General features: G+C 63.9%; 21 protein-coding genes. 8 read left to right on the top strand and 13 right to left on the bottom strand.

From position 1 onward, the window contains the following. Positions 1-119: 119 nt before the first annotated feature. The gene (gene fabG / locus FGL95_RS10355; RefSeq protein WP_169586283.1) at positions 120-881 is read left to right on the top strand and encodes a 3-oxoacyl-ACP reductase FabG; all 762 of its coding nucleotides are present in this window, start codon (positions 120-122) and stop codon (positions 879-881) included. A gap of 51 nt (positions 882-932) precedes the next feature. On the opposite strand, the gene FGL95_RS10350 is transcribed toward fabG, so the two are convergent. Genes FGL95_RS10350 through FGL95_RS10340 form a run of 3 tightly spaced genes read right to left on the bottom strand, consistent with a single transcriptional unit; the run spans position 933 to position 2,810 of the window. Further along, positions 933-1,802, bottom strand: coding sequence for a DNA-3-methyladenine glycosylase family protein (locus FGL95_RS10350; RefSeq protein ID WP_206071722.1), 870 nt, complete (start codon positions 1,800-1,802; stop codon positions 933-935). Positions 1,803-1,850: 48 nt separating this feature from the next. Continuing rightward, the gene (locus FGL95_RS10345) at positions 1,851-2,216 is read right to left on the bottom strand and encodes a VOC family protein (protein ID WP_169586281.1); all 366 of its coding nucleotides are present in this window, start codon (positions 2,214-2,216) and stop codon (positions 1,851-1,853) included. Between the two features lie 30 nt (positions 2,217-2,246). Beyond that, on the bottom strand, positions 2,247-2,810 hold the full coding sequence (locus tag FGL95_RS10340; RefSeq protein WP_169586279.1) for a TetR family transcriptional regulator: 564 nt from the start codon (positions 2,808-2,810) through the stop codon (positions 2,247-2,249). A 91-nt stretch (positions 2,811-2,901) separates the two neighbouring features. Between FGL95_RS10340 and FGL95_RS10335 the strand changes: the two genes are divergently transcribed. Beyond that, positions 2,902-4,362, top strand: coding sequence for a family 20 glycosylhydrolase (locus tag FGL95_RS10335; RefSeq protein ID WP_169586277.1), 1,461 nt, complete (start codon positions 2,902-2,904; stop codon positions 4,360-4,362). Positions 4,363-4,369: 7 nt separating this feature from the next. Here FGL95_RS10335 and FGL95_RS10330 read toward each other — a convergent pair whose 3' ends face one another. Beyond that, positions 4,370-5,350: a pirin family protein gene (locus FGL95_RS10330; protein ID WP_169586275.1), complete on the bottom strand. Its 981-nt coding sequence runs from the start codon at positions 5,348-5,350 to the stop codon at positions 4,370-4,372. 252 nt (positions 5,351-5,602) lie between these two features. After that, a complete protein-coding gene (locus FGL95_RS10325; RefSeq protein ID WP_169586273.1) occupies positions 5,603-8,374 on the bottom strand; it encodes an FAD-binding and (Fe-S)-binding domain-containing protein in 2,772 nt (923 codons plus the stop codon). Between the two features lie 107 nt (positions 8,375-8,481). On the opposite strand from FGL95_RS10325, the gene FGL95_RS10320 reads away from it, so the two are divergent. Further along, the gene (locus FGL95_RS10320) at positions 8,482-10,401 is read left to right on the top strand and encodes an ABC transporter ATP-binding protein (protein WP_169586271.1); all 1,920 of its coding nucleotides are present in this window, start codon (positions 8,482-8,484) and stop codon (positions 10,399-10,401) included. Here the strand turns inward: FGL95_RS10320 and FGL95_RS10315 are convergent. Then, positions 10,362-10,835, bottom strand: a complete 474-nt coding sequence (locus tag FGL95_RS10315) for an AMP-binding protein (RefSeq protein WP_169586269.1) — start codon at positions 10,833-10,835, stop codon at positions 10,362-10,364. The genes FGL95_RS10320 and FGL95_RS10315 overlap by 40 nt on opposite strands. 267 nt (positions 10,836-11,102) lie before the next feature. Between FGL95_RS10315 and FGL95_RS10310 the strand changes: the two genes are divergently transcribed. Next, entirely contained in the window at positions 11,103-12,947 is a 1,845-nt protein-coding gene (locus FGL95_RS10310) for a cutinase family protein (RefSeq protein ID WP_169586267.1), read from the top strand. A 72-nt stretch (positions 12,948-13,019) separates the two neighbouring features. On the opposite strand, the gene lon is transcribed toward FGL95_RS10310, so the two are convergent. Then, positions 13,020-15,329 carry an endopeptidase La gene (gene lon / locus FGL95_RS10305; RefSeq protein WP_206071781.1) on the bottom strand — a complete coding sequence of 770 codons (2,310 nt, stop codon included), beginning with the start codon at positions 15,327-15,329 and terminating at the stop codon, positions 13,020-13,022. Positions 15,330-15,449: 120 nt separating this feature from the next. Between lon and FGL95_RS10300 the strand changes: the two genes are divergently transcribed. After that, entirely contained in the window at positions 15,450-16,886 is a 1,437-nt protein-coding gene (locus tag FGL95_RS10300) for a short-chain fatty acid transporter (protein ID WP_169586263.1), read from the top strand. Here FGL95_RS10300 and FGL95_RS10295 read toward each other — a convergent pair whose 3' ends face one another. The 4 genes from FGL95_RS10295 to FGL95_RS10280 form a co-directional block, all read right to left on the bottom strand. Beyond that, positions 16,887-17,456 carry a dihydrofolate reductase family protein gene (locus FGL95_RS10295; RefSeq protein ID WP_169586261.1) on the bottom strand — a complete coding sequence of 190 codons (570 nt, stop codon included), beginning with the start codon at positions 17,454-17,456 and terminating at the stop codon, positions 16,887-16,889. Between the two features lie 71 nt (positions 17,457-17,527). After that, entirely contained in the window at positions 17,528-18,013 is a 486-nt protein-coding gene (locus tag FGL95_RS10290) for a hypothetical protein (RefSeq protein ID WP_169586259.1), read from the bottom strand. 7 nt (positions 18,014-18,020) lie between these two features. Next, a complete protein-coding gene (locus FGL95_RS10285; protein WP_169586257.1) occupies positions 18,021-18,761 on the bottom strand; it encodes a hypothetical protein in 741 nt (246 codons plus the stop codon). 98 nt (positions 18,762-18,859) lie between these two features. Further along, positions 18,860-18,997 carry a hypothetical protein gene (locus FGL95_RS10280; RefSeq protein WP_206071823.1) on the bottom strand — a complete coding sequence of 46 codons (138 nt, stop codon included), beginning with the start codon at positions 18,995-18,997 and terminating at the stop codon, positions 18,860-18,862. Between the two features lie 58 nt (positions 18,998-19,055). On the opposite strand from FGL95_RS10280, the gene FGL95_RS10275 reads away from it, so the two are divergent. Continuing rightward, a complete protein-coding gene (locus FGL95_RS10275; RefSeq protein ID WP_240962908.1) occupies positions 19,056-19,544 on the top strand; it encodes a TetR/AcrR family transcriptional regulator in 489 nt (162 codons plus the stop codon). Here FGL95_RS10275 and FGL95_RS10270 read toward each other — a convergent pair. After that, positions 19,492-20,967, bottom strand: coding sequence for an exopolysaccharide biosynthesis polyprenyl glycosylphosphotransferase (locus tag FGL95_RS10270; RefSeq protein ID WP_338079802.1), 1,476 nt, complete (start codon positions 20,965-20,967; stop codon positions 19,492-19,494). The genes FGL95_RS10275 and FGL95_RS10270 overlap by 53 nt on opposite strands. 188 nt (positions 20,968-21,155) lie before the next feature. On the opposite strand from FGL95_RS10270, the gene FGL95_RS10265 reads away from it, so the two are divergent. After that, the gene (locus FGL95_RS10265; RefSeq protein ID WP_169586253.1) at positions 21,156-22,325 is read left to right on the top strand and encodes a metallophosphoesterase; all 1,170 of its coding nucleotides are present in this window, start codon (positions 21,156-21,158) and stop codon (positions 22,323-22,325) included. On the opposite strand, the gene FGL95_RS10260 is transcribed toward FGL95_RS10265, so the two are convergent. Further along, entirely contained in the window at positions 22,302-22,847 is a 546-nt protein-coding gene (locus FGL95_RS10260; RefSeq protein WP_338079801.1) for a dihydrofolate reductase family protein, read from the bottom strand. The two genes, FGL95_RS10265 and FGL95_RS10260, sit on opposite strands and share 24 nt — an antisense overlap. A 164-nt stretch (positions 22,848-23,011) precedes the next feature. On the opposite strand from FGL95_RS10260, the gene FGL95_RS10255 reads away from it, so the two are divergent. Beyond that, positions 23,012-24,217, top strand: a complete 1,206-nt coding sequence (locus FGL95_RS10255; protein WP_169586249.1) for a tryptophan 2,3-dioxygenase family protein — start codon at positions 23,012-23,014, stop codon at positions 24,215-24,217. Positions 24,218-24,221 lie beyond the last annotated feature (4 nt).

Genomic DNA, 24,221 nt, shown 5'->3' with positions numbered 1-24,221 from the left:
GCCACAGTGGAAGCTCCGGATCACGAATCATTGCGGCGCCTCCTCGCTCCGTAGGGTCGCTTCGTATGCTCCATCGAGACGACAAGTCGGCCCGTTAGCGAAAAACGTAGGAGATTGAATTGAGTACTGAGAACGCCAAAGTTGCCGTTGTCTCCGGAGCTGCCCGCGGTATCGGCGCGGCGATCGCATTGCGCCTCGCCGCCGACGGGCTCGCAGTCGGTGTGCTCGACCTCGATGAAGGCGCGTGCGCCGGAACAGTGGATGCGATTACCGCGGCTGGTGGCTCAGCAATCGCGGTCGGTGCCGACGTATCCGATGAAGCCTCCGTCGACGCGGCGGTCACGCGGATCGCGGAAGAGCTGGGCGGTCCGACCGTCGTCATCAACAACGCAGGCATCACCCGCGACAATCTGCTGTTCAAGATGCCGGTGTCGGAATGGGACGCGGTGATGAACGTGCACTTGCGCGGCGCATTCCTGCTGACCAAGGCAGCGCAGAAGTACATGGTCGAACAGAAGTGGGGCCGGGTGGTCAACATGTCGAGCGTGTCCGCGCTCGGCAACCGTGGCCAGGTGAACTACTCGGCGGCCAAAGCCGGTCTGCAGGGCTTCACCAAGACGCTCGCGTTCGAGCTCGGCAAGTTCGGCGTCACCGCGAATGCGATCGGTCCAGGATTCATCGTGACCGACATGACCAAGGCGACGGCAGAGCGCGTCGGTGTTCCGTTCGACGACTTCGTCAAGGGTGCTGCAGCACAGACACCGGTCGGCCGAGTGGGCTACCCCGAGGACATCGCGCACACTGTGTCGTTCCTCGTCAGTGAGGGCGCCGGCTTCGTGAGCGGTCAGGTCATCTACGTCGCGGGCGGTCCGCGGGACTGACGCACAACCGTGCGCGAATTTCACCCCTGCGGGGGTGAGACGCGCGCACGGTCAGTGCTTGCTGTGGTCGGTGACCGCGGTGCGCGGACCGAACTTGGGCTTGAACGCATGACCGCTCACTTCCAGTAATCGGATCGCGCGGTAGCGATGTGGGCGCAGCGGTTCGAGGTAGGAGACCATCTCGTCGTCGTCGAACGGTCGCCCCGCCAAGGTCCACCCGACTATCGCGGCGAGGTGGAAATCGCCGACCGACAACGCGTCCGCGTCGCCGAGCGCGCGTTGCGCAACTTCCGCCGCGGTCCATACGCCGACGCCGGGGACGGTGCGCAACCTGCGCTCGGCGTCCGCAGGACTCATCCCGACGGTCTCCTCCAGGCGATCGGCGATCGCTGCGGCAGTGACGATCGCCCTTGATCGCTTGGGATCCACGTTCGCCTTATGAAACTCCCACGACGGCACCCGACGCCACACTTCGGCGGTGGGCGGGATGTAGAGCCCCGCCGGCGCTGGACCTGGTGCGCGCTCTCCGTAGCGTTTGACGAGCTTGCGCCACGATGCGAACGCCGCAACCCCGTGGACCTTCTGTTCCAGAATAGCGGGGACCAGGGCTTCGAGGACGCGGCCGGTGCGAAGCATCCGCAGCCCAGGAAACCGGCGATGCGCGTCGATGATCTTCGGGTGCGTCGGTGCAAAGTTCTCGAGATCTTCGTCGAGGCAGAACATCGAAGGCAGTCCATCGAGGAACTCGGCACTGCCAGGGCCCCACGCCACGGCCTGGACCTCATTGCGCGCGGCCTGCGTCAACCGGTAGGTGACTATGCCGGTGTTCATGCGTGACCCCCGCCAGACCGCGCCGTCGTGAGTTCGCTGATGGCACGGATCGCCGGGCCCCCGCCGTAGTAGTGCGATCGTCATCCCCATGCTCACGGGACGGTCGGCAACCACCTTTCGTTCGAGGATTTCATGCTCCTAGCTGGGCAAAGCGAAGTGCGGATTCGTGATGAAACCGACGATACTGCCATCCGGCAATCGAACGGTCCCGGTCACAATTCCGTCGCCGACCGCCGCGGCTGGTGTGTGCACAACCGCACCATTCGCGACGGCTGCGCCGGTAGCTTCGGCAACCGACTCGACTCCCCAGTAGGTCAACGCGCCGTCAGTGCTCGACTCGCTCGGCAGAATACCCAATTCGTAACCGGCAACGTCGAACCCCACATAGAAGGGCTGGTCGAAGTAGGGCGGCTTACCCAGGAACTTCGTCCACCATGATTTCGCGGCGGCGACATCGGTGACCGGGTAGATGACAGTGCGCAATCCTTGCAGTTCAGTGGTCATGAATGCACCGTCGCACAGGGCACCGACACGTCACTGGCCGAGCAAAAGATTCGCGAGTGTCTTGGTGAACCGGTCCGCGTCGACACCCGCAGGCCCGGCACCGAAGTAGTCCACCTGCAGAAAATAGCCGACCATCGCCGCCGTCATCACCGCAGCGGCAGCGGCAGGGTCGGCCTGCACCGCGGCCGTCGGATTGCTCGCCAGTAGGTCCGCAACACCGAGGTCGACACCTCGGTCCATCATCACCGTCTGAACGCGCTCCAGCACTGCCCGATTTCCGCCGCGTTCCCACATCAGAATCGATATGAGTGGCCGCATGCGGGACAGGAACTCGAGATCGCCGCGCAGTTGAACGGTGAGCGCACTTTCGCCGCCGAGGTCCGCGGGCGGTTCCGGCTTCTCCACGCGCTCGATTTCCCGGTCCACAACGGCTGCAAGCAGCGCGTCTTTGTCCTTGAAATGGCGGTAGAAGCCCCCGCTACCCGCCGACAATCCCGCGGCCGCCTCGATCGAGGTGATGGACGTCGCCGCGACACCACGAGCACCGAAGCTGCGCAGAGCAGCGTCCATGATTCGGTCCCGGGTACTGGCCACGCCTTTAGCGTAGGGTTGTCTGATGTAAGAGCGTTCTTGCATACTGCGTTTTCACCATTTCTGTCGATCGGGGGGCATGGTGCGAAGGGGCGTGGTTCGCCTGCTCACGGTGCTGCTCGTTGTCGTCGGCGCCCACGCAACGCAAGACAATCGAGTTGACGCAGAAACGCCAACGCCGCCCGTGATTCCCGCACTACAACAGTGGGTACCCGGAGGTGCCGAGTTCACACTTGGGCCGACGCCGCGAATCGTCTATTCCGACGGAGCACTCGAAGCGACTTCGGTCAGATTGGCGCAGGGCCTGCGCGCAGCAACGGGCCGGGTTGTCGCGACGACCGTCGGGGGCGTCGCGCGAACCGGCGATATCGAGATCGTGCTCGGCGCCGACGAGTGGTCCGTACCCCGTGCGGAGTCGTACACCGCGACTATCGGGGTGACTCTCGTCCTGCGAGCCGCCACACCGGCCGGTGCGCAGCACGCTGCGCAGACTGCCTTGCAACTGCTCCGTCAGTCGACGTCGGTCGCGGGCGGGACGGCCGTCGACTGGCCCACATATCGCGAGCGTGGCCTGCTACTTGACCTCGGCCGTAAGTACCTGTCGGTGGCGTTCATCGAAGCGCAGATCCGCCGAATGGCTTATCTGAAGATGAATTTCCTTCAGCTACACCTGTCCGACTACTTCGGCTTCCGGCTGCAAAGCGACGTGCATCCCGAGATCACATCCCCGGAACACTATTCGAAACACGAAATCCGCCACCTGATCGCGTACGCCGCCAGCTACAACATCGAGGTCGTCGGCGACATCGATTTTCCCGGTCACATGCACGCCATTCTCGCTGCACATCCCGAACTGAAGGCGGCGCCGATCGGAGGTGTTCCACAGGACGGGACGATCGACCTGACCAATCCGCGCAGCTACGACCTCATGCGCGACATTCTCGAAGAATTCCTGCCGCTGTTCCCCGGGAAGTATTGGAATGTCGGCGGTGACGAATACGGACCGTCGGCTTCCGCGGACATGCTGCACAAGTTCATCAATTGGGCCGACGACATAGTCCGCGCGCATGGAAAGACAACTCGGATCTGGAACGACTCGATGGCCCGCGACGGATCGACCGTGCCGATCAACGACGGAATCATCGTCGAGGTGTGGACCGGAGGATCCATACCGCCGCAGCTCGGAAATGGCTTACGACCCGCCGAACTCATCGCGGCCGGACACACCATCAAGAATTCATCGTTCCATCCGACATATCGGACGTCGGGCGCCCTCGCGCTCGTCGTGAACGTGCCGCCGGTATTGACCTACGCCACGTGGGATCCGTCGATGTTCGTCACTGGCGATCGACTTTCGCCGCAAGACAACGCCCACAATCTGGGCGCCAACGTCAACGTCTGGTTCGACGATCCCACAGCTGAAACCGAACAACAGGTCGGCGCTGGCATCGGCGAGCTGCTGCGGGTCATGGCCCAAAAAACCTGGGGTTCGCCCGAGCTGCCCTACGAAGAATTCGTCCGCTTCGGCGCGGAGTACGGCGAGCCAGTGCCGTGACCCACCATCACCCGCGCGGTTTCAGCGCTGTAGTGGGCAGCTCCGGCGCGGGAATCCAGCCGCCCACGTAGCCGACCACGGTCCCGAACTGCGGATCATCGGTGTTGCCGCCGACCTCTGATTGCCACTGCTCGCGATATTCACGAATCTCCGCATCACTGCGACCGACGAAGTTCCACCACATGAGGATCTGCTCACCCAATGGCTCGCCGCCCAGCAGCAGTAGGCGTGCGGGCTCGGAACCGGGATTGCGCAAGTCGAGTGATTGCCTGCCCGGCGCGACGTAGCCGAGCTCCGCGCGCGCCAGAGCGGTGCCACACATTTCCACCCTCCCGGTGTCCACGATCGCTCCGTGTTCGAACCGCTCGTCGACGTCGAGCGTGATCCTGGCACCCGGCTCGAGCACGATCTCGGCGCCGAGCAGCGGGCTGAATGTGTTCACGGGCGACGACGAGCCGGTCAGGGTCCCGAGGAACACGCTGATGCGCGCGCCGCTCACTGTCACCGGCGTCGGTTCGTAATGTTCGAATGCAGGAGCGGTATTGCGCGACCGCGCCGGCAAGGCCAACCACAACTGCATGCCGTGCAGCACCGTGGTGTTGGTGGTCGACACTTCGGAGTGCGCGATGCCCGAACCGGCCGTCATCAGGTTCAACTGGCCGGGCACGACCATGGCGTGCGACCCGATACTGTCGCGATGTTCGATCTCTCCAGCAAATAACCAGCTTACTGTTTGCAGACCTGTATGTGGGTGCGGCGCGACGCTCATGCCTCCCGATTCGCGCACATCGTCCGGACCGTAATGGTCAGCGAAACACCAGGCTCCGATGAGCGAGCGCTGCCGCTGCGGCAATGTTCGACGCACCCGCATCGCTCGAAGTCCGCCGAGTGGCACTTCGCGCGGAGTGAGAATTTCCACAGCGTTCGAATCTTCGTGCGAACCATCTTCGCAGGTGAGGACTTGTGCGCTCGTTTCGAGATTGCTCATGCACCCATTGTCCGCCCGAAATCGGGAGACGGTGGCTTAACGGATGAGCCGGTACTCTGTAACGAGACGTCGGCGGGTGGCGACGTTCGCACTGAGAATTGTTCACGGGCGCGGGCCCATACGAAAGGCCGTAGATGTACATCACCAACTTCCTGAACTTGCTGCTCGACGCTTGGGGCGGCAGCTCTGCTGGAAGCAGCGGCTATCACATCCCGCCAGGAACACTGCCGTTCGGTAGCTGACTTGTTGCAGCTAAGTCCGCCGGGGGGCGTTGAGCAATTGTGCGAGATGAACGCCTTCCCGGTGGGCGAGCTGCCAGGCCTGAGTACGACACGAGAACCCGTCAGCAACGAACACCGCGCCCGCCGCATCGTTCAGCGCTGGCAGTAAGGCGTTTTTCGCCACCGCGACCGAGAGGTCGTAATGTCCCGACTCCATTCCGAAATTGCCCGCGAGTCCGCAGCACCCAGCGATCTCCGTGAGATTCGCGCCGCTGCGTCGCAATATTTCGCGGTCTGCACCGAATCCAGTCACCGCGTGTTGGTGGCAGTGCGGTTGCACGATCAGCGTCATCCCGTCGAGTCGAGGTGGCGTCCACGCCTCGTCTGCCGTCAAGAACTCCGCCAGGGTCTGCGTGGCCGCAGCGACGGCGACAGCCCGTTCGTCGTCGGGTAGCAATTCGACAAGATCCGACCGCAAGACCGCCGTGCATGACGGTTCCAGGCCGACGACCACACCACCCGCCGACACGTGGTCCGCCAGCGCATCGACCGTGGCGTTCAGCTGTTTACGCGCCGCATCCAGCTGACCCGTCGAAATCCACGTCAGCCCGCAGCACACTGCCTTACGGGTAATACGAACCCGGTGCCCCGCAGCCTCCAGGACTTCGACTGCTGCAATCGCGACTTCCGGTGCGAACGCATCAGTGAACGTATCCATCCACAGCAGCACAGCGTCTTTTGCTTGATCGTCTCGGTTGCGGCGCCACCAATGTCGGAAGCTGTGCGGCGCCAACTTCGGTACCGGGCGGCGTTCGTCGATACCGACGGACCGCATCCCGAAGCGCCGCAGTCCATCGCGTTGCGTCAACGAATTCATCACGCGGGGAGCATGTTTCGCAGCCCGCAACCACCGTGGTAACCAGCCGAGCGCGTAGTGGGCGGGCGGCCGACGACGGCCCTTATATCTGCGGTACAACGCCTCGGACTTGTAGGTCGCCATATCCACACCGGCCGGGCAATCCGAGGCGCACGCCTTGCACGACAGACACAAGTCGAGCGACTCGGCCAGCTCTGGACCGTCGATGAGCAACGATCCGTTGACAACTTCCTGGAGCACTCGGGCGCGGCCGCGGGTGCTGTCCTTCTCATCGCGCGTCGCAACGTACGACGGACACATGAACCCGCCTGTCGCCGCGTTGTCGGCTCGGCATTTTCCGACGCCGACGCAGCGGTGCACGGCCATTCCAAGATCGCCGCGATCGGCGGACAGGGCAAAGCCTTGCGCCGCAACGTCTTTGTGCTCAACTGCCAACCGCAGGTCTGCGTCGATCGGTTGCGGATCGACGAGCACGCCGGGGTTGAGCACATTGTCCGGATCGAACAACCCCTTGAAACCGGCGAATGCGGCGAGAGCGTCCGGCGAATACATCAACGGCAGCAGCTCGGACCGAGCTCGACCGTCGCCGTGCTCGCCGGACAATGAACCACCATGCCGGGCAACCAGTTTCGCTGCATCGAACAAGAACGCCCGAAATCGTTGCGGCGCTTGCGCAATGGGGAGATCAAGCCGCACGTGTACACAGCCGTCACCAAAATGGCCGTACAGCAAGCCGTGCACACCATGGTCTGCGGTGAGGTCGGCGAACTCGCGCAAATAGCTCGCGAGGTTGAGCTGCGGAACGGCGGCATCCTCCCAACCAGGCCATGCCGGTTCACCTTTCACTGTCCGCCCGGACAGCCCCGCGCCGTCTGCGCGGATTCGCCACAACGCCGCGGATTCCGCCGCATCGGTGACGATCCGCGAATCGACCGCACTTGCGGCCGCACACATCACCTGTGCGATCGCGATCGCCTCCAGCTGGGTCGATCCGGCAATCTCGATGAAAAGCCAACCGTCGCCCCGAGGCAGTTCGGGGACCGTGCCACGATGGGCGCGCACCACAGCGACCAGCCCAGCATCGATCGCCTCGACGGCCATGGGTTTCGACACCATCAGCGCTGCAACAGCATCCGCCGCCGCTGGCATGTCCGGATAACCGAGCACCACCAGCACGGTCGCGGCGGGCACCTCGACGAGGTCGACGGTGGCGTGCAAGATCAGCCCGCACGTGCCTTCGGTGCCCACAAAGGATTTGACCGCGCTGGCGCCGCGCTCGGGCAGCAGATGTTCGAGCGAGTAGCCCGACGCCTGTCGGTCGAATTGCCCCAACTCGGTACGAATCACACCGAGATTGGCGCGGACGTACTCGTCGAGCCCGGGAACGGTGTCGGTTCCGGCGCCGAGCGTTCGGCGCACACCCCGACCGTCGAGCATGTCGATCGAGACCACGTTGTCGACAGTCCGCCCCCACGCCACCGCACGGGGACCGCACGCGTTGTTGCCGATCATTCCGCCGAGCGTGCAACGGCTTTGTGTCGACGGGTCCGGGCCGAAACGAAGTCCGTGCGGTCGCGCTGCCCGCTGCAGGTCGCCGAGCACGACACCGGGTTGCACTGTGGCCCTGCGGTTGTCCGGATCGAGCTCGACGATTGCGTTCATATACCGACTGAAGTCGAGGACCAACCCGGGACCGATCGCATTACCCGCCACCGATGTTCCGCCACCGCGGGCCGTCACCGCCAGACCGTTCGCCCGCGCGAAGTCGAGGACTTCAACGACATCCTCGTTGGATTTCGGGAAAACGACGGCGTCTGGGACAACACGGTAGTTCGACGCATCCGACGAATATTCGGCGCGGCGGCGCGCCCCGTCGTCGACGGCGCCCCCAACCCGCGTACGAAGTTCGCCGAACCGGTCCGACATGCACTCAGGGTAACTAAAAGCACTTGCCCTCAACCATTGTTGAGGTCGTACTGTCGGTGGCGAGTGTTTGCATGGACGCTCGAACGACATGAGCGGGGAGCAACACAATGAGTATGGAATCGGTCGCCTGGAACCAGATGTACCGGTCGATGAACGCGCCCAACGAGCAGCGGCCGTTCACCATGGCGACTGCGCGGCGGATCGTCGCGTTCGCGCGTCCGCACTACCGGCTGCTCGCAGGGTTTCTGCTGCTGAGCGTTGCTACTGCCGCGCTCGCCGTCGCGACCCCTGTCCTGGCCGGTCGAGTGGTCAACGAGATCGTCGGTGGCTCAGAGCCGCGAGTCGTCGTTTATCTGGCGTTGGCGATTGCGGGTATCGCCGTGGTCGATGCCGCGCTCGGGCTCGTCACACGCCTGCTGTCGGCGACCATCGGCGAGGGCCTCATCCTGCAATTGCGGACTGCCGTTTTCGACCACGTGCAGCGCATGCCGATCGCGTTCTTCACTCGCACCCGCACCGGCGCGTTGGTGAGCCGGTTGAACAACGACGTGATCGGCGCGCAACGCGCGTTCAGCGACACGTTGTCGGGAGTGGTGGCAAACCTGGTCACGCTGCTGCTGACGCTCGTCGTGATGCTGCGGATCTCGTGGCAGGTCACCCTGTTGGCTTTGATTCTGCTGCCGGTGTTCGTGCTGCCTGCGCGGCGAATGGGGAATCGGCTAGCCGAGATTCAGCGCGAAGGTGCGGACCACAACGCTGCCATGAGCACCCAGATGACCGAGCGGTTCTCCGCCCCAGGAGCCACCTTGGTCAAGCTGTTCGGGCGCCCGACCCAGGAATCGGCGGAGTTCGCCGCCAGAGCAGCCCGCGTCCGCGATATCGGAATTCGCACCGCGATGGTGCAGACCGTGTTCGTCACGTCGCTGACTCTCGTGTCCGCGTTGGCCGTCGCCGTGGTCTACGGGCTCGGCGGCTTCTACGCGTTGCGCGGTCAGCTCGACGCCGGCGCGGTCGTCGCGTTGTCGTTGCTGCTCACGCGGTTGTATGCGCCGCTGACAGCCCTGGCGAGCGCGCGGTTGGAAGTGATGAGCGCGCTGGTCAGCTTCGAGCGAGTTTTCGAGGTCCTCGACCTGAAACCACTGATCGAAGACGCACCGGATGCGGGGGAGGTCCCTCCAGGTCCGGTGTCGGTCGAGTTCGACGATGTGCGCTTCGCATATCCGTCGGCAGACAAGGTCTCGCTCGCCTCGCTCGAGGAAGTGTCCAGTCTGGATACCCGTGGGGGAGTCGAGGTTCTGCACGGCCTGACGCTGCAAGCCGAACCCGGTCAAGTCGTCGCGCTCGTCGGATCGTCGGGAGCGGGCAAGTCGACGATCGCGCAACTGGTGTCACGCCTCTACGACGTCGACAGCGGAGCGGTCCGGTTGAACGGCGTCGATGTGCGGGACCTGACGGCAGACTCGATCCGAGCGACCGTAGGAATGGTCACGCAGGACGGTCACCTCTTCCACGAGACGGTCCGCGCGAACTTGCTGCTCGCGCGTCCGGAAGCGTCCGAGAGAGATCTCTGGGACGCGTTGGGCCGCGCACGGCTTGCCGATCTCGTGCGGTCTCTGGCGGATGGCCTCGACACCGTCGTCGGTGAACGCGGCTACCGCCTCAGCGGTGGTGAACGTCAGCGTCTGACGATCGCACGGTTGCTGCTGAAGCAGCCGAGAGTCGTGATTCTGGACGAGGCGACAGCGTCCCTGGATTCGACCAACGAAGCTGCCGTTCAAGAGGCTCTCGACGAGGCACTCGACGGCCGGACCGCCTTGGTCATCGCACACCGCCTGTCGACGATCCGCGCTGCGGATCTGATTCTCGTCGTCGAGGACGGCCGGATAGTCGAGCGCGGGACGCACTCCGAACTACTGGCTGCCGGCGGGCGCTACGACGAGTTGTATCGAACGCAGTTCGCCAACGATTCCGAAGTCGATTGCGATAATCAGCCGACGTTGGATTCCATCTCGACGAGCTGGTCGTAATCGCTGATCGCCACGTTTGCCACTGCGCGAACAGCCAGCAGCGTCGCCGGGTCGTCGAGGACGATCCACTCGACCGAGTTCGACAGGCGTGGGCGATTCTCTCGAGTGGTGATGCCGATAGCCGACATCGGAACAACGTTCGCGCCGTCGGTCGGCACGCAGGTAGCGCCTGCCTTCAAGATCGCCCACATTCCCACGACGGATTCGATCGAGGGCGCAAGCGCCAATGCCACCTGCGCACCCGGCGTCACTCCGGCGGCGATGAGCACTCTGGCAAGGCGGTTCGTTCCGCGGTCGAGCTCTTCGTTGGTCATGTCGCGGTCGCCTGCCGAGATTGCGATGCCTTCGGGATCCCAGCTCGCGTTCTGGGCGAGAAGGTCTGGCTGCGCAGCGATTGCGGCGATCATCTTGGTCGATTCGATGGTGTTCGTCATGTCGAGTCCCCGTTCACGTCGTGTCGTTTTGTTGACGCAATCCTGTCCTCTGGACCGAGGGGCAACCAGGCACCCGAGTGGTCGGGTAACCACCCCTGAGGGTGAGCCTTTTCACCACCAAGGTGAGTTCGCCGAGACTCGCACGCAGGCGTTTGTAACGAAGGTTGCTTAGCCTCACGACACAGGGGCTAGCAATGCACGACCGGTGCGGGGGTATCGGTATTACCGGCCTGAGATAGGGGATCGACTGTGGGATTCAGTGACACGATGCGTAAACCGGTTCAGCGCCGACTGATTGTCGGAAATCTGATCGTGCCGGGAACGTTTGGACTGGCCGTTCTGGTTGCCGCGCCGTGGGCGAACCCGTCCGCGCCGAGCACCACGGCAACGGCATTGACGTCATCAACGTCGGACGTCTGCTACGACATGGTCAACATCTCCGTCGCCGGACGCGGTGATATACCCCGCGAGGGCACGAACCAGTTCGTCATGGCTTCGGACGGCACGCGCCTGCCCGTCTCCGACGACTATCACAGCGACTGGCTGGATCCAGTGGTCTCAGCGCCCAGCTCAGCCGTCGGGCCCGGGTCCTACGAGTCTCTGTATCTCGAATACCCGGCAAATATGGCGACCTACGAGGATTCCATCAACGCCGGCGTGGCCAATACCGAGCAAGTCATCCGCGCCATTCAGGTTTCCTGCCCCGACACCAAGTTCTCCATCGTCGGCTACAGCGAGGGCGCCGACGTCGTCCGCCGTGTCACGACGAAAATCGGCAACCAGACGCCGAACTCCAGTGGCGACTACGAGATCGTCGATCCGGACGACATCGTTGGCGTCGTCATCCTCGCCGACAACGGTCGGACCCGCGGCGAGGCACCATTCCCAGGCGCGGAGAACGAGTTTCAAAATCCCGACGGCTTCAACGTGCCGTTTCAGTCCGGTCGGAAGAGTGCATCGGGTGCCGGTGCAATCTCGGGTACCTCGGGCGGATTCGGGGCCCTGAACGGCAAAGTCGCCTCATTCTGTGCCGAGGGTGACCTCACGTGCTCCGCGCCGGAGAACATCGCGCTGCTGCAGCTGGCCGCCAACGTGGGCAGGCAGATCAACGTCGATGCGCTCGAGCGCGACGGGCTGACTCCAGCGACCGGCGCGGACGTTGCTGTCGTTCTGGGTCGCATTGCAATCGCCGCGTTCACCGACATCGCGAACAACCCCGACTGGATGCGCAGCGACGAGACATTCCTGGACGTCTTGCTCAAGGTGTCGGATCCGGCGTACGACCCGAATGCACCGAAGGCGCCTGTCTCGAAGGACTACGTCTCCGCTCCGCAGCTGATCGACGTGGTCTACCTGCCGGACAAGATTCGCAAGGAAGTCATCGGTTTCATCGGCGACAACCAGAACACCTTGCAGGTCGCGATGAGCGATCCGTACAAAACGACGCTCGACCACGACACCGGCCACCACTTCGACTACTGGAAGGACGCCGACCAAGCCAATGGCAAGACGATGACGACCGCCGAATACGCGGCCGCATGGTTGACCCACCTGGCCCAGGAAGCCGACCAGAAGAAGGCAACCGACGCCGCGAAGCGCGAAAACACCGCCGTCCTGGCCGCCGATACGACGACACGGACTGCCGAGAAGGCCAACAGCACGAACACGTTCGCCTCGGTGACGACAACCGGCGCCGCGGCGACGACGACACCGAGTACTCCGACGACGACTACGAAGGCAACCGTGCCGCTCGTCCCGGCGAACCTGGTCCCGCAGAACCAGGCCGCACAGAACCCCTTCGCCCAGAACCCGGCCTTGCAATACAAGGTCGCGGCTCCGACCACGACGACGGTTCCCACCACCACGGTGCCCACGACTACGGCAGTTCCGACCACCACCGAGCAAGCAGCGGTTGCGGCCGAGACCTTCCAGGTTCCGACGGTCACAGTCCCGCCGCTTACAGTCCCGACCTACGACGTGCCCCCGGCCGCGGCGATCGAGCCCGACCCGGTGCCCGTCACCGTTCCGACGACAGCGCCTGTTGCCGTCGAGCCGACCACCACTACGGCCGCGCCGACGACGACAACGTCAACTACACCGCCGGTGAAATAGGTCTAAACGACACCGAAGAAGGTGGGATTCCTCCCGGCTACCGGGAGGAATCCCACCTTCTTTTCATAGGTGCTACGCAGCGACCGTCGAGTCGACCTCGGCGGGCTCCAGAGCCGTCGCGAGGATTTCGGCGACGTCGGAAACCAGACGCACGTCGACCGCTGCCAACACTTCGGCAGGCACGTCGTCGAGATCCGGCTCGTTGCGCTTGGGCAGGAAGACCGTCGTCAGCCCAGCGCGCTGTGCGGCGAGAAGCTTCTGCTTGACGCCACCGATCGGCAGCACCCGACCGTTCAGCGTGACCTCACCGGTCATGCCGACGTCGGACCGCACCGGTCGACCGAGTGCCAGCGAGGTCAATGCCGTGACCATCGTGACGCCCGCCGACGGACCGTCCTTCGGCACCGCACCCGCCGGAACGTGGACGTGGATGCTGCGATCCAGGACGCCCGCGTCGATTCCGAGCTGCTCCAAGTGCGACCGCACGTAGGTCAGCGCAATCTGCGCGGACTCCTTCATCACGTCGCCGAGCTGACCGGTCAAGGTCAGGCCGGGCTTGCCCTCCGCGGCGTTTGCCTCGATGAAGAGGACGTCGCCACCCATACCGGTCACAGCGAGTCCGGTGGACACACCTGGAACAGCGGTCCGCTCGTGGGACTCCGGAGTGAACCGGGGCCGCCCGAGGAACTCCTTCAGCGAGTCCTTGTCGATGGTGATCGACTCCGGTTCGTCGGCCAGTCGAGTTGCCGCCTTGCGCAACGCCTTTGCGACCAACCGCTCCATCTGCCGCACGCCCGCCTCACGGGTGTAATTGGCGGCGATTTCGCGTAGCGCGTCGTCGGTCAACGTCACTTCCTCACCCGTCAGCGCTGCGCGTTCCAGCTGCCGCGGGACCAGGAAGTCGCGTGCGATGGCGACCTTGTCGTCCTCGGTGTAACCGTCGACCGTGATCAGTTCCATCCGGTCGAGCAGCGCCTGCGGAATGGTGTCGATGACGTTCGCTGTCGCGATGAACAGCACGTCCGACAGGTCCAGGTCCAGGTCCAGGTAGTGGTCGCGGAACGTGTGGTTCTGCGCCGGATCCAGGACCTCGAGCAACGCAGCCGCGGGATCACCGCGGTAGTCGGCGCCGACCTTGTCGATCTCGTCCAGCAGGACAACAGGATTCAGCGATCCCGCTTCCTTGATCGCACGGACGATGCGGCCGGGTAGCGCGCCGACGTAAGTCCGCCGGTGACCGCGGATCTCCGCTTCGTCGCGAACACCACCCAATGCGACGCGGACGAACTTGCGGTCCAAGGCACGCGCGACGCTCTCACCGAGCGACGTCTTACCGACACCGGGCGGGCCCACGAGCACCATCACGGCACCCGAGCCACGGCCACCGACCACCTCGAGTCCACGCTGGGCCCGACGCGCACGGACCGCGAGGTACTCGACCATGCGGTCTTTGACCTCGTCGAGGCCGTGGTGATCCGCATCGAGCACTGCCCGTGCTGCTTTCACGTCCGTGCTGTCGGTTGTCTTTGTGCTCCATGGTAATTCGAGCACCGTGTCCAGCCAGGTCCTGATCCAGCCCGATTCCGGACTCTGGTCGCTGGAGCGCTCCAGCCGACCGACCTCGCGCATTGCGGCTTCACGCACAGCATCCGGCAGGTCCGCGGTTTCCACCCGGGTCCGGTAGTCGTCGGCGCCGTCTGGTTCGTCCTCGCCGAGTTCCTTGCGAATCGCGGCGAGCTGCTGGCGCAGCAGGAACTCGCGCTGGCTCTTCTCCATGCCTTCGCGAACGTCGGCGCTGATCTTCTCGGTCACATCGGTTTCGGCGATGTAATCCTTGGTCCACGCGATCAGGGTCGTCAAACGTTCCGTCACGTCGGGGGTCTCTAAGAGCTGACGCTTCTGGTCGTCGGACAGGTAGGGCGCGTAGCCCGCAGTGTCGGCGAGGTCGGACGGACCGGTGATCCGATTGACGACGTCGATGATCTGCCACGCCTCACGACGCTGCAGCACAGCAACGACGAGCTTCTTGTACTCGGCTGCCAGTTCGTTGGTCCGGGTGTCGGGCGCAGGCGTCTCCACCTCGTCGGCTTCGACCCACAGCGCTGCGCCGGGTCCGGTCACGCCGTGGCCGATGCGCGCGCGGCGCTCGGCCTTCAGCACGGCGGCAGCGTTGCCGCCGCGCATCCGGCCCACCTGCTCGATCGAGGCAACGACGCCGTAGGACGCGTAGCCCTCGTCGAGCCGCGGGGCAATGAGGACCTGGTTGGCGGAGCCTGCTCGTGCGGCATCGATTGCCGCTTGGGCGGCTTCATCGAGCTCGATCGGCACGACCATGCCAGGCAGAACGATCGGATCGGTCAGGAAGAGCACTGGTAGACGCATTGTTGATGTCACGTTTTCGCACCTCTCGAAGTTGAGCGATACCTACTCAACCTCAGGCGGTGAACGATTGTTCCGGCCGAATGTTCGCCCTCAGCGGACGGCCGTGACACCATCGGCCGCATGACATCCGCCGTGGCGAAGAACGACTCGGAAAAAGGGCTGGCCAGGGTTGCGCAGGCGCTGGCCGGCTGGACCGAGAAATGGTTTCCCGACGCATACGTCGTCGCCTTGGCGGGAGTCGTCGTCGTCACCGTGGCAGCGCTGGCGAACGGCTCGTCTCCGCAGATGGTCTTCGATTCCTTCGGCAACGGATTCTGGGATCTGACAGCGTTCACACTGCAAATGGCGATGGTCGTGCTGACGGGGTACGTGGTCGCCACGTCCCCGCCGGTTGCGCGCTTGATCGACAGACTTGCCGCCATCCCACGCACCGCAAGTAGTGCAGTGAGTTTCGTAGCGTTGTTGTCGACCACGGTCTCGCTGCTGAACTGGGGGCTCAGCCTCGTCTTCGGCGGCCTCTTGGCGCGCGCGATCGCGCGGCGGTCGGACCTGCGAGTCGACTATCGCGCATTGGGCGCAGCGGCGTTCATGGGACTCGGTGCGGTGTGGGCGCTGGGTATGTCGTCGTCCGCCGCGCAGTTGCAGGCCACGGCATCGTCACTCCCGCCTCCCTTGCTCCGCATCACCGGCGTGCTCGATTTCGGCACCACCATCTTCACGTGGCAGTCGATGGTCATGTGCGTCATCATCATCGCGTTGACGGTGTTGATCGCCCATTTCTCGGCGCCGCGAGGCGCTGCCATCAAGACTGCCCAAGATCTCGACGTCGATGTTCACGATGAACCAGAAGAAGTCCCGCCGCGCTCTCGACCCGGGGAATGGCTCGAGTACAGCCGAATACTGCCGATCCTCGCCGGGGTCCTGACATTGGGCTGGCTGATTTCCCAGCTACTCAGCAAGCCGGTGCTCACCGTCGTCAGCAGCCTTAACGGCTATCTGCTCGTCTTCCTGATGTTGGGGCTCGTGCTGCACGGGACGCCACGAAAGTTCTTGCAGTCGGTGTCACTTGCCGTACCCGCGACCGCTGGCATTCTCGTGCAGTTTCCGCTGTACGCGGCGATGGCCGCGATCCTCACAAAGGCGGAAGGTCGAGGTGGCCAGACAATTTCCGGACATCTCGCGGAGTTCTTCACAGACATCGGCGGTGGCGGTGCCTTCGCAGTCGTCATCGCGATCTACACAGTGATCCTGGGCATCTTCGTCCCATCCGGCGGAGGAAAATGGCTGGTCGAGGCACCGTACGTGATGCAGTCGGCCACCGACGTGCACATGAACCTGGGCTGGACGGTCCAGATCTACAACGTCGCCGAGGCCTTGCCGAACTTGATCAATCCGTTCTTCATGCTGCCACTCTTGGCGGTGTTGAAGCTCCGGGCACGCGACTTGGTGGGATTCACGTTCCTGCAGTTCATGTTCCACTTACCAGTCGTGCTGCTGCTCGTCTGGTTGCTCGGGACGACCTTCGACTTCGTGCCCCCGGTCGTGCCAGCGAAATAACTACTTCAGCACCCGGTAGCGAAGATGCGTCACGTCCCGACCCTCGAGCTGCCGGACCAATTCCAGTTCTATGTGGTCGGGACCAAGCGATTCGAACAGTCGACGCCCTCCACCGAGCAGGACCTGTACGAGATGTATCTCCAGCTCGTCGATCAATCCTGCCCGCAGCATCGATTGCGCCGCGCCGGCACCGTGCACCAGGACCGCACGATCACCGGCCGCCGCCTTGGCCCGCTTCACGCAGTCTTCGACCTCGGTGACGAACTGCGCGCTGCCTGGCGGAACGTCTCCGTCGTCGATGTGATGGGTCAAGACGAAGATCGGCACGCCGTCGTGGTGATCACCGTTCCAGCGGCCGGCCAGCTCGAACGTGCGTCGGCCACTGATGACGGCCCCGGTGGCCAAGGCCTCGGAATAGATCTGTCCGTTCGGACCGTCGGACATCCGATCGTCGAGCCAATTGAAGAGTCTGCCGCCATTGCGGCCGAGTTCCTGGCCCGCTCGATCGTCGGGTCCTGCTATGAAGCCGTCGAGGGACATCGACATGTACAACCGGATCGGTGCGCTCATCAGCCATCTCCTTCGTGCAGTTCGGGTTCGAGTTTCGACCCTCTACAGATGCCACGAACGGAGCAGAGCGATTACGACAGCGAGCGAAAACGTTTCAGCTGGCGGTAGTAAGCCTTGACCGACGACGGGCTCCACAGCAACAGCAACACCGGCACCGCAACGACGACGCCGAGAATCGTCAACACCCACCACGCTGCCGCAACACTGGCGACAAGACGAGTCACGGCACCGGGGATCTTGACCAGCGCCACGGCTGCGCCGAGCTGAAACACCGCGGACCACAGGATCGTCGCCGTTGTGCCGGACGATCCGAATATCAAGATCCCGACCAGGCCACTGAACAGCACCAACAGTCCGGCGGCACCGAGCAGCGCTGCGGCAACTGCGAGCGCGGCAGGCATGACCGGCTTCGACGGCGGCGTGTACGAAATCGGTTGCTGCCAATCGGTCACTCCCGGCGCGGGCATGAACGTCGACCCCACCGCCCAATCGATCGTCGGTGGGGCAGTCGTGAACAGGTTCGGCGGCGGCTGTAGCCGGTAGGTCTGCTGCTTCATCTGTGTCCTATCCCCGTCGGTGCCCGGTAGCACGAAGCGCCACAATGACATTCTGCCGACGTCTGAGCTTTTGCGCTCGTGGGCCGAGTTGAGCCATGGTCGGCTGCCCTCTCGCAAGCGCGGCAATGTCGTAACTGCCGTGGCAGTAGATCTCCAGCAGATTCCAGAGCTGGCCGGAGTCCGCGAGCAACGATTCGTACTCGTCCTCCAGCAGCCCCTCGAACGAGGCATAGCGCAGTTGATTCAGCGGCGTCGGCTCGACCGTTTCGGGAAGGGCCTGAGCCAACGCGAATTCCGCACGTAGACCCCACCAGACCGCATCGAATTGCGCCTTGGTCGGGGCTCCGAATATGTCGACGTGACGATCGAGACCGGCAACGACGTGCAACGTCGACGCCGGCTTGTCGGTGTCACTCAATACCGAGGATGCAGCGGGAACGATGCTCGTGTGCGCACCGCGGACGGCGGCGTCCAGCCAGTATTCGTTGAGCGGGACGTGGGCGATGAATTCCCGATGAGCGGCAACTCCCACCGCCCACAACCATTGCCACCGCACCCGGTGCCGGACCAGCTGTGGCGAAATCGGTTGCGACGCAACGTCGGGAAAGACCCACGCGATATCTTGCTCGAGCTTCGGCGAACCAGGAAGAACGACGTCGCCCCGCGGCCGGTCTGAATGTGTCGGCGGTTCTGCGGACGGCACGAGGCGCATGATGCCATCGGCACCCATGGCCGGAGCTCGCCGCATATCCCCTCCTTCGCTCCACATATACACGCAGGAGGCGAATCTCGGCGAACAGCCGAACCGGGAGTAGTCGATGGGCGTCTGGCGGGTGGGCTTTTCCTTCAGGCTCGCCCGAACGCGAGCGCGACATTGTGCCCGCCGAAGCCGAACGAGTTACTGAGCGCGTGGTCGATTCGCTGTCTGCGTGGGCCGCCGGAAACGACGTCGAGGTCGACGCCGGCGCCTATATCGGCGAGCACGGTCTCGCCGACCTTTCGCTACGACCGCTCGCCGCAGAGCTGAACACCAGCTCTGCGGATGCCGATCTACTATTTCGGCACCAAAGAAGCGATGCTCGTTGCGGCACTGGAGACACAGCGGCCCGATATTTCCGCCGTGTTCGCCGGCGTGGCGGACGCTGCTGCGCTGCGGGATCGCCTTTACGCGTTCTGCATGTCGAACCAAGCCGGCGCGAACAGCACGAGTGTCAAGGTGCTGCTTCAGGTCCTCGGCGCGGCGTGCGTCCCGGGAAGTCCATACGCCGAATACGCCAACGACGCGATCGCGACGTTCGTAAAAGCACTCGCTGCTGCCCTGGCCCGGCTCGAGTCCGTCGACGACCCGGAGGTCGTCGCGACGTTGCTGATCTCAGGCCTGCGGGGAATCATCCAGGACCGCATCATCACCGGCCACGCTGAGCGCACGGATCGCGCTGCGAAGCGGCTCATTCACATGGCGGTGCCCGACGGACCGCTCAGCGCACAGCGGACCGGTCACCGAGGAGGGCGGGCAGCGTCATCAGCATGATCTTCAGGTCGAGGCCGAGCGACTGCCGTTCGATGTATTCGACATCGAGCGCCACCCGGCGCTTGACTTCGGCGGGGGAGTGCATGGGTCCGCGTGATCCGTTGACCGCCGCCCAACCGGTCAGGCCTGGCTTGATCCGATGCCGATGGGCGTAATCCGCGACGAGTTGGGCCGATTCGATCTCACCGGTCTTCATACCGATGGCGTGAGGTCGCGGGCCGACCAAGGACATTTCGCCTCGAAACACGTTGAACAGCTGCGGTAGTTCGTCGAGGCTGGTCTTGCGCAGGACGCGACCGACCCTCGTCACCCGGTCATCACCAGCGGTTACCTGGCGTTCCGCTTTGGCGTCAGCGGCCTCGTGGCGCATCGTCCGGAACTTGCAGATCAGAATCTCTTCGTTGTTGAAGCCGTGTCGGACCTGGCGAAACAGGATCGGACCCCGGCTGTCCAACTTCACGGCGAGTGCGGACAGCGCGATCACCGGCGCAGCGATGAGCAGCATCGGCAGTGCGATGGCGAGATCTTGGACGCGTTTGGCCACGGCCTTGCGCTCGTGGTCGGCCGTCCGAGCGACGGGAGCCAACGGCGCATCCGCGAGATGTGCGACTGCAGCCAGACGAGCCGCGTCCTCGTCCTGGTCGACCATCAACGTGACTTCGTTGGGAAGGGTCGACAGCCGAGTCATGATCTCGCGTACCCGGACCGTTGCCGACGGATCGACCGTCACCACGATCAGATCCACATGCGGCAGCGTGCGATGCGTGAGGAGCGCTTCGGTGTTACCCAGCACCGGCACCCCGAGGACCGCGAGCGGTGAACGCTCGAGCCGGTCGTCGAAAATGCCGATCACATTGATGTCGTCGCGGGCGATGGCTTCGTTGATGAGTTCCTCAGCCCGCGCCGTCGCACCGACCAACACGATGTTGGGGGTGAGCCAATGTTGCTTGCGCCAACGAGCCACGAGCAGCCACCAAAAGGTATGCAGCAGGCAGATACCCACGAGCAAGACCAATGGCCACCATTTCATCTGCGCGACGATGTCGCTCTCGTCGAGCAGCGCCGCAATGGCAGTCGTGATGACGCCGACGATGAAGGAGAGAGCGCCTACGTGCGCCACGTGGTGCCACCACGGCTCGCCCCGATCGAATCGATAAGCCCCAGATGCACTGAGCACGTGGACAAGTAGCAATCCACCCAAGACGAATGGTGCGACGAAAGCGGTAGGTGCCTGGAGCACCGGGCCGGGTGACGCGATCGCGAGCATCACCCCAGTGACTATCGCGATGAAGACGACATCGACACCCCGGAACGCGTGCGACGCAAGTCTGCGAGCCTGCCTGGAACGGACTGACCTCAGTTTGCCGGGACGTAGCGGCCCGCGAACGTAGGTCGCCTGGCCGCTCTGTTTGTCGGTGGTCACCGGGGAAAACCCCTCAATTGGTAGTGGTCGCTGCGTCCGTGGCCCGGACGGCAACTACATCGCAAATGTCATGCCGTGCGTAACGCCCTATTGAAGCGATTACGCCGTAGACGAAATTTAGCGCCGATCGGCAAGAAATGGTTCATGTTTGAAAGGATCCACTTTCCCGATCGATCGAGGCGCCCAGAATGTCAGAAGCTCCCGCCAGACCGCGACGGTCACCCGTACGCCTACTGCGACTGCTGCCGGTTCTCGCCATCATGGCGTTGCTCTTCGGGGTGCCGTGGTGGGCCCTCGTCGCATCGACGACGGACTGGCCAGTTGGGGTAATCGTCGGCGGCACAGTCGTATTCGTCGCGGCGTTCGTCGCGCTTCCGCTGTTGATGGTGCTCGGTCACGGGCGTAGGCACCTGGACTGGGCAGCGGCACTCGGCGACAAGTTGTTGGGTGCGGTATGGGTGCTGTTCGTGTGGACTTTGGTCGGCGACGTGCTGCGGCTTGCGCTGGTCGTCGCCGGCGTTCACAACCCTGAGCGGTCACGGATCGTCGCCGCATTCATCGTGATCGTCGTTGCCGCCCTGCTGGTGTGGGGATATGTCGAAGCGATGCGCCTGCCCCGCATCAAGAACGTCGACATCACGATTCCGCGCCTCGGCGCCGGCCTGTCCGGACTTCGAGTGGTCATGGTGACCGATACCCATTTCGGGCCGATCGAGCGGTCCGGCTGGTCGGCTCGGGTGGCCGACGCGGTCAACGAACTCGACGCCGACATCGTCTGCCACGTCGGCGACATCGCCGACGGCTCGGTCGCACAGCGCGAAAAGCAGGCGGCGCCGCTCGCGACGATGCGCGCCCAGCTTGCACGCGTCTACGTGACGGGCAATCACGAATACTTCGGCGAAGCCCAGGGCTGGCTCGATTACATGACCGACATCGGCTGGGATTCGCTGCACAACCGCCACCTGGTCGTCGAACGCGGTGGAGACAAACTGGTCGTCGTCGGTGTGGACGATGCGACGGCACGGTCGTCGGGACTGATCGGACACGGCGCAGACCTCGCCGAGGCCCTAGCCGGTGCCGACCCCACGCTTCCGGTTCTCCTTCTTGCCCACCAACCGAAGCAGGTGCCGCAGGCCGTACAGGCCGGTGTCGACCTCCAAATCTCCGGCCATACCCATGGCGGTCAGATCTGGCCGTTCAACTTCTTGGTCCGGCTGGATCAGCCCGTAGTGGCTGGACTGAGTAAGCACGGCGAACGGACTCAGCTGTACACGAGTCGGGGCACCGGTTTCTGGGGCCCGCCGTTCCGGATCTTCGCGCCGAGCGAGATCACCCTAATCTCGCTCCACGCGGGGTAAGCGGTACGACAACAACACGACGCCGGACTCGAAAGATTTCGTCTCCATCAGTTCCGCGTCGAGCGCCACATCGTCGGGAAACAAGCGTCGCCCATGGCCTTGCACGACCGGAAACACAAAAAGGCGGACCACGTCGACGAGACCGGTCGGCAGCAGCGAATGGACGAGCGTGACGCTGCCCGTGATGACGATGTCTTTGCCGGACCGCTCCTTCAGCGCACCGAGTTCGGCCACGACGGGACCGTCGACGATCGTCGTGTTGACCCAGTCCGCACGGTCCAAAGTGGTTGAAACGACGTACTTGTCGACTTGGTCGAGGTACTCGGTGATCCCCGTTTCGTCGTCGACCTGGTGCGGCCAGTAGCTCGCGAACTCGTCGTAGGTTGTGCGGCCGAGGACGAGCGCATCGGCTGCCTCGCCATGCGCCGTCGTCGTCGCCAAGAGTTCTTCGTCATCGCCGCTGGGAGCGAACCAGTCCCCGATAGGCGAGATGAACCCGTCGAGCGTCACGTTTTCGGTCACGATCAATGTCCGCATTGCACCGAGTTACCCCTGCCACATCGATTCGAACCATTCGAGCGCTCGGTTCGTTCTACCTCCACAGTGAAGATTTCCCAGCTCAGGATGGGCATGTCTTCCCCCTTGGGTGGCTATTCGTCCGATTCGTCCGCCTTGACCATTGATGAATGCACGAACTCACGACATGGCTGGACTCGCCGCACGCGGACTCGTTTCCTTACGACGCCGTCGTCGACGAATTCTGCAGCGCAGGCAAGCACTTCGTATCGGGTGACTTACTGGCCATGCTCGCCAGCGCGCGAGCAACCTCGACAGGCGGCTCGTATGTAGGCAAAGGGTTGCTCGCCCGCTTCATGAAGACTGCATTGGACAAGTGGGACAGGCGATTCGACAACCCCAGCTACCTCGCCCTCAATCTCCTGCCGATGCCGGGTAACGGTCATCGGCGGCCGGATTTGCAAGACGCCGAGGAGCAGCGCGACCGACTTTTCGCCCTGCTGGTCACCGACATCCTGCGGTTCGAGATCGCCGCGGTGGACGGCCACGACCGGCTACCGCACCTACGTCCGCCTGCGAGGGTCGTCGCGAAGCGGTGTCGGCTCGCGGTTCGCGCGGTCCTGCCTGTGCTGCGCCGGCTGGGTCTCGATCCTGCTGTCACGTCCACGGATTCGGTCGATGCCGCTCGCGAGGTCTGCGCGGCGGTCGCGGCAGACACGACGCCAGGGGAACGCCGGATGCTGGCACTCAGCGCTCTGACCGTCTCGCAGGTGCACGACGAGTACATGTTCGTCCGCGTGTTGCAGTCCTACGAAACGACTTTCGCGCTGGCCGTCGTCTGTCTTTCAGTCGCGATCGAGGCGCTCCGCATCGGGCAGGGCGATGACGCGGTCCAAGCGATCGACGCCGCCGAACAGTCGTTGCGGGAGGCGTCGCTGCTGTTCTCGGTCGTCGCGACGATGCAGCCCGAGGCCTTCCTGACGTTTCGCGAATTCACCGACGGCGCCAGCGCTATTCAATCGAGGAACTACAAACTCATCGAGAGCCTGTGCCGGATGCCAGACCCCGACCGGCTCGACTCGCCCGCCTTTTCCTCCGTTCCCGAGGTACGGGAACGAATCATCGCCGGACTACCGAATCTCAGCGACGCGGCGGACGCTGCCGACGACGCCGTCTTGGCAGCAATGCACCGCTTCGGCACGACGTTCGAGCGGTGGCGCAAGACTCACTACCGCGTGGCGTTGACGATGCTCGGCGAACGGCGTGGCACCGGCTACACCGAAGGAGTTCCGTATCTCGCGACTGCTCGCGAGATCCCGGTTTTCGACCCAGCGGTCCGTACGCGTGGGTGCCCGTTCGGCTACTCAGCCGCCTAACCCT

This window comes from Antrihabitans stalactiti (assembly GCF_012932915.1).
In the GTDB taxonomy this organism is placed as follows: domain Bacteria; phylum Actinomycetota; class Actinomycetes; order Mycobacteriales; family Mycobacteriaceae; genus Antrihabitans; species Antrihabitans stalactiti.
This window is presented reverse-complemented; position numbering and strand designations above follow the sequence as displayed.

Coding starts and splice junctions, on each gene's coding strand:
- FGL95_RS10350 (WP_206071722.1), bottom strand. CDS start 1,802: ATGGGGATGACGATCGCACTACTACGGCGGGGGCCCGGCGATCCGTGC.
- FGL95_RS10345 (WP_169586281.1), bottom strand. CDS start 2,216: ATGACCACTGAACTGCAAGGATTGCGCACTGTCATCTACCCGGTCACC.
- FGL95_RS10330 (WP_169586275.1), bottom strand. CDS start 5,350: ATGAGCAATCTCGAAACGAGCGCACAAGTCCTCACCTGCGAAGATGGT.
- FGL95_RS10325 (WP_169586273.1), bottom strand. CDS start 8,374: ATGTCGGACCGGTTCGGCGAACTTCGTACGCGGGTTGGGGGCGCCGTC.
- FGL95_RS10320 (WP_169586271.1), top strand. CDS start 8,482: ATGAGTATGGAATCGGTCGCCTGGAACCAGATGTACCGGTCGATGAAC.
- FGL95_RS10315 (WP_169586269.1), bottom strand. CDS start 10,835: ATGACGAACACCATCGAATCGACCAAGATGATCGCCGCAATCGCTGCG.
- FGL95_RS10310 (WP_169586267.1), top strand. CDS start 11,103: ATGCGTAAACCGGTTCAGCGCCGACTGATTGTCGGAAATCTGATCGTG.
- lon (WP_206071781.1), bottom strand. CDS start 15,329: ATGCGTCTACCAGTGCTCTTCCTGACCGATCCGATCGTTCTGCCTGGC.
- FGL95_RS10300 (WP_169586263.1), top strand. CDS start 15,450: ATGACATCCGCCGTGGCGAAGAACGACTCGGAAAAAGGGCTGGCCAGG.
- FGL95_RS10295 (WP_169586261.1), bottom strand. CDS start 17,456: ATGAGCGCACCGATCCGGTTGTACATGTCGATGTCCCTCGACGGCTTC.
- FGL95_RS10290 (WP_169586259.1), bottom strand. CDS start 18,013: ATGAAGCAGCAGACCTACCGGCTACAGCCGCCGCCGAACCTGTTCACG.
- FGL95_RS10285 (WP_169586257.1), bottom strand. CDS start 18,761: ATGCGGCGAGCTCCGGCCATGGGTGCCGATGGCATCATGCGCCTCGTG.
- FGL95_RS10275 (WP_240962908.1), top strand. CDS start 19,056: ATGCCGATCTACTATTTCGGCACCAAAGAAGCGATGCTCGTTGCGGCA.
- FGL95_RS10265 (WP_169586253.1), top strand. CDS start 21,156: ATGTCAGAAGCTCCCGCCAGACCGCGACGGTCACCCGTACGCCTACTG.
- FGL95_RS10255 (WP_169586249.1), top strand. CDS start 23,012: ATGCACGAACTCACGACATGGCTGGACTCGCCGCACGCGGACTCGTTT.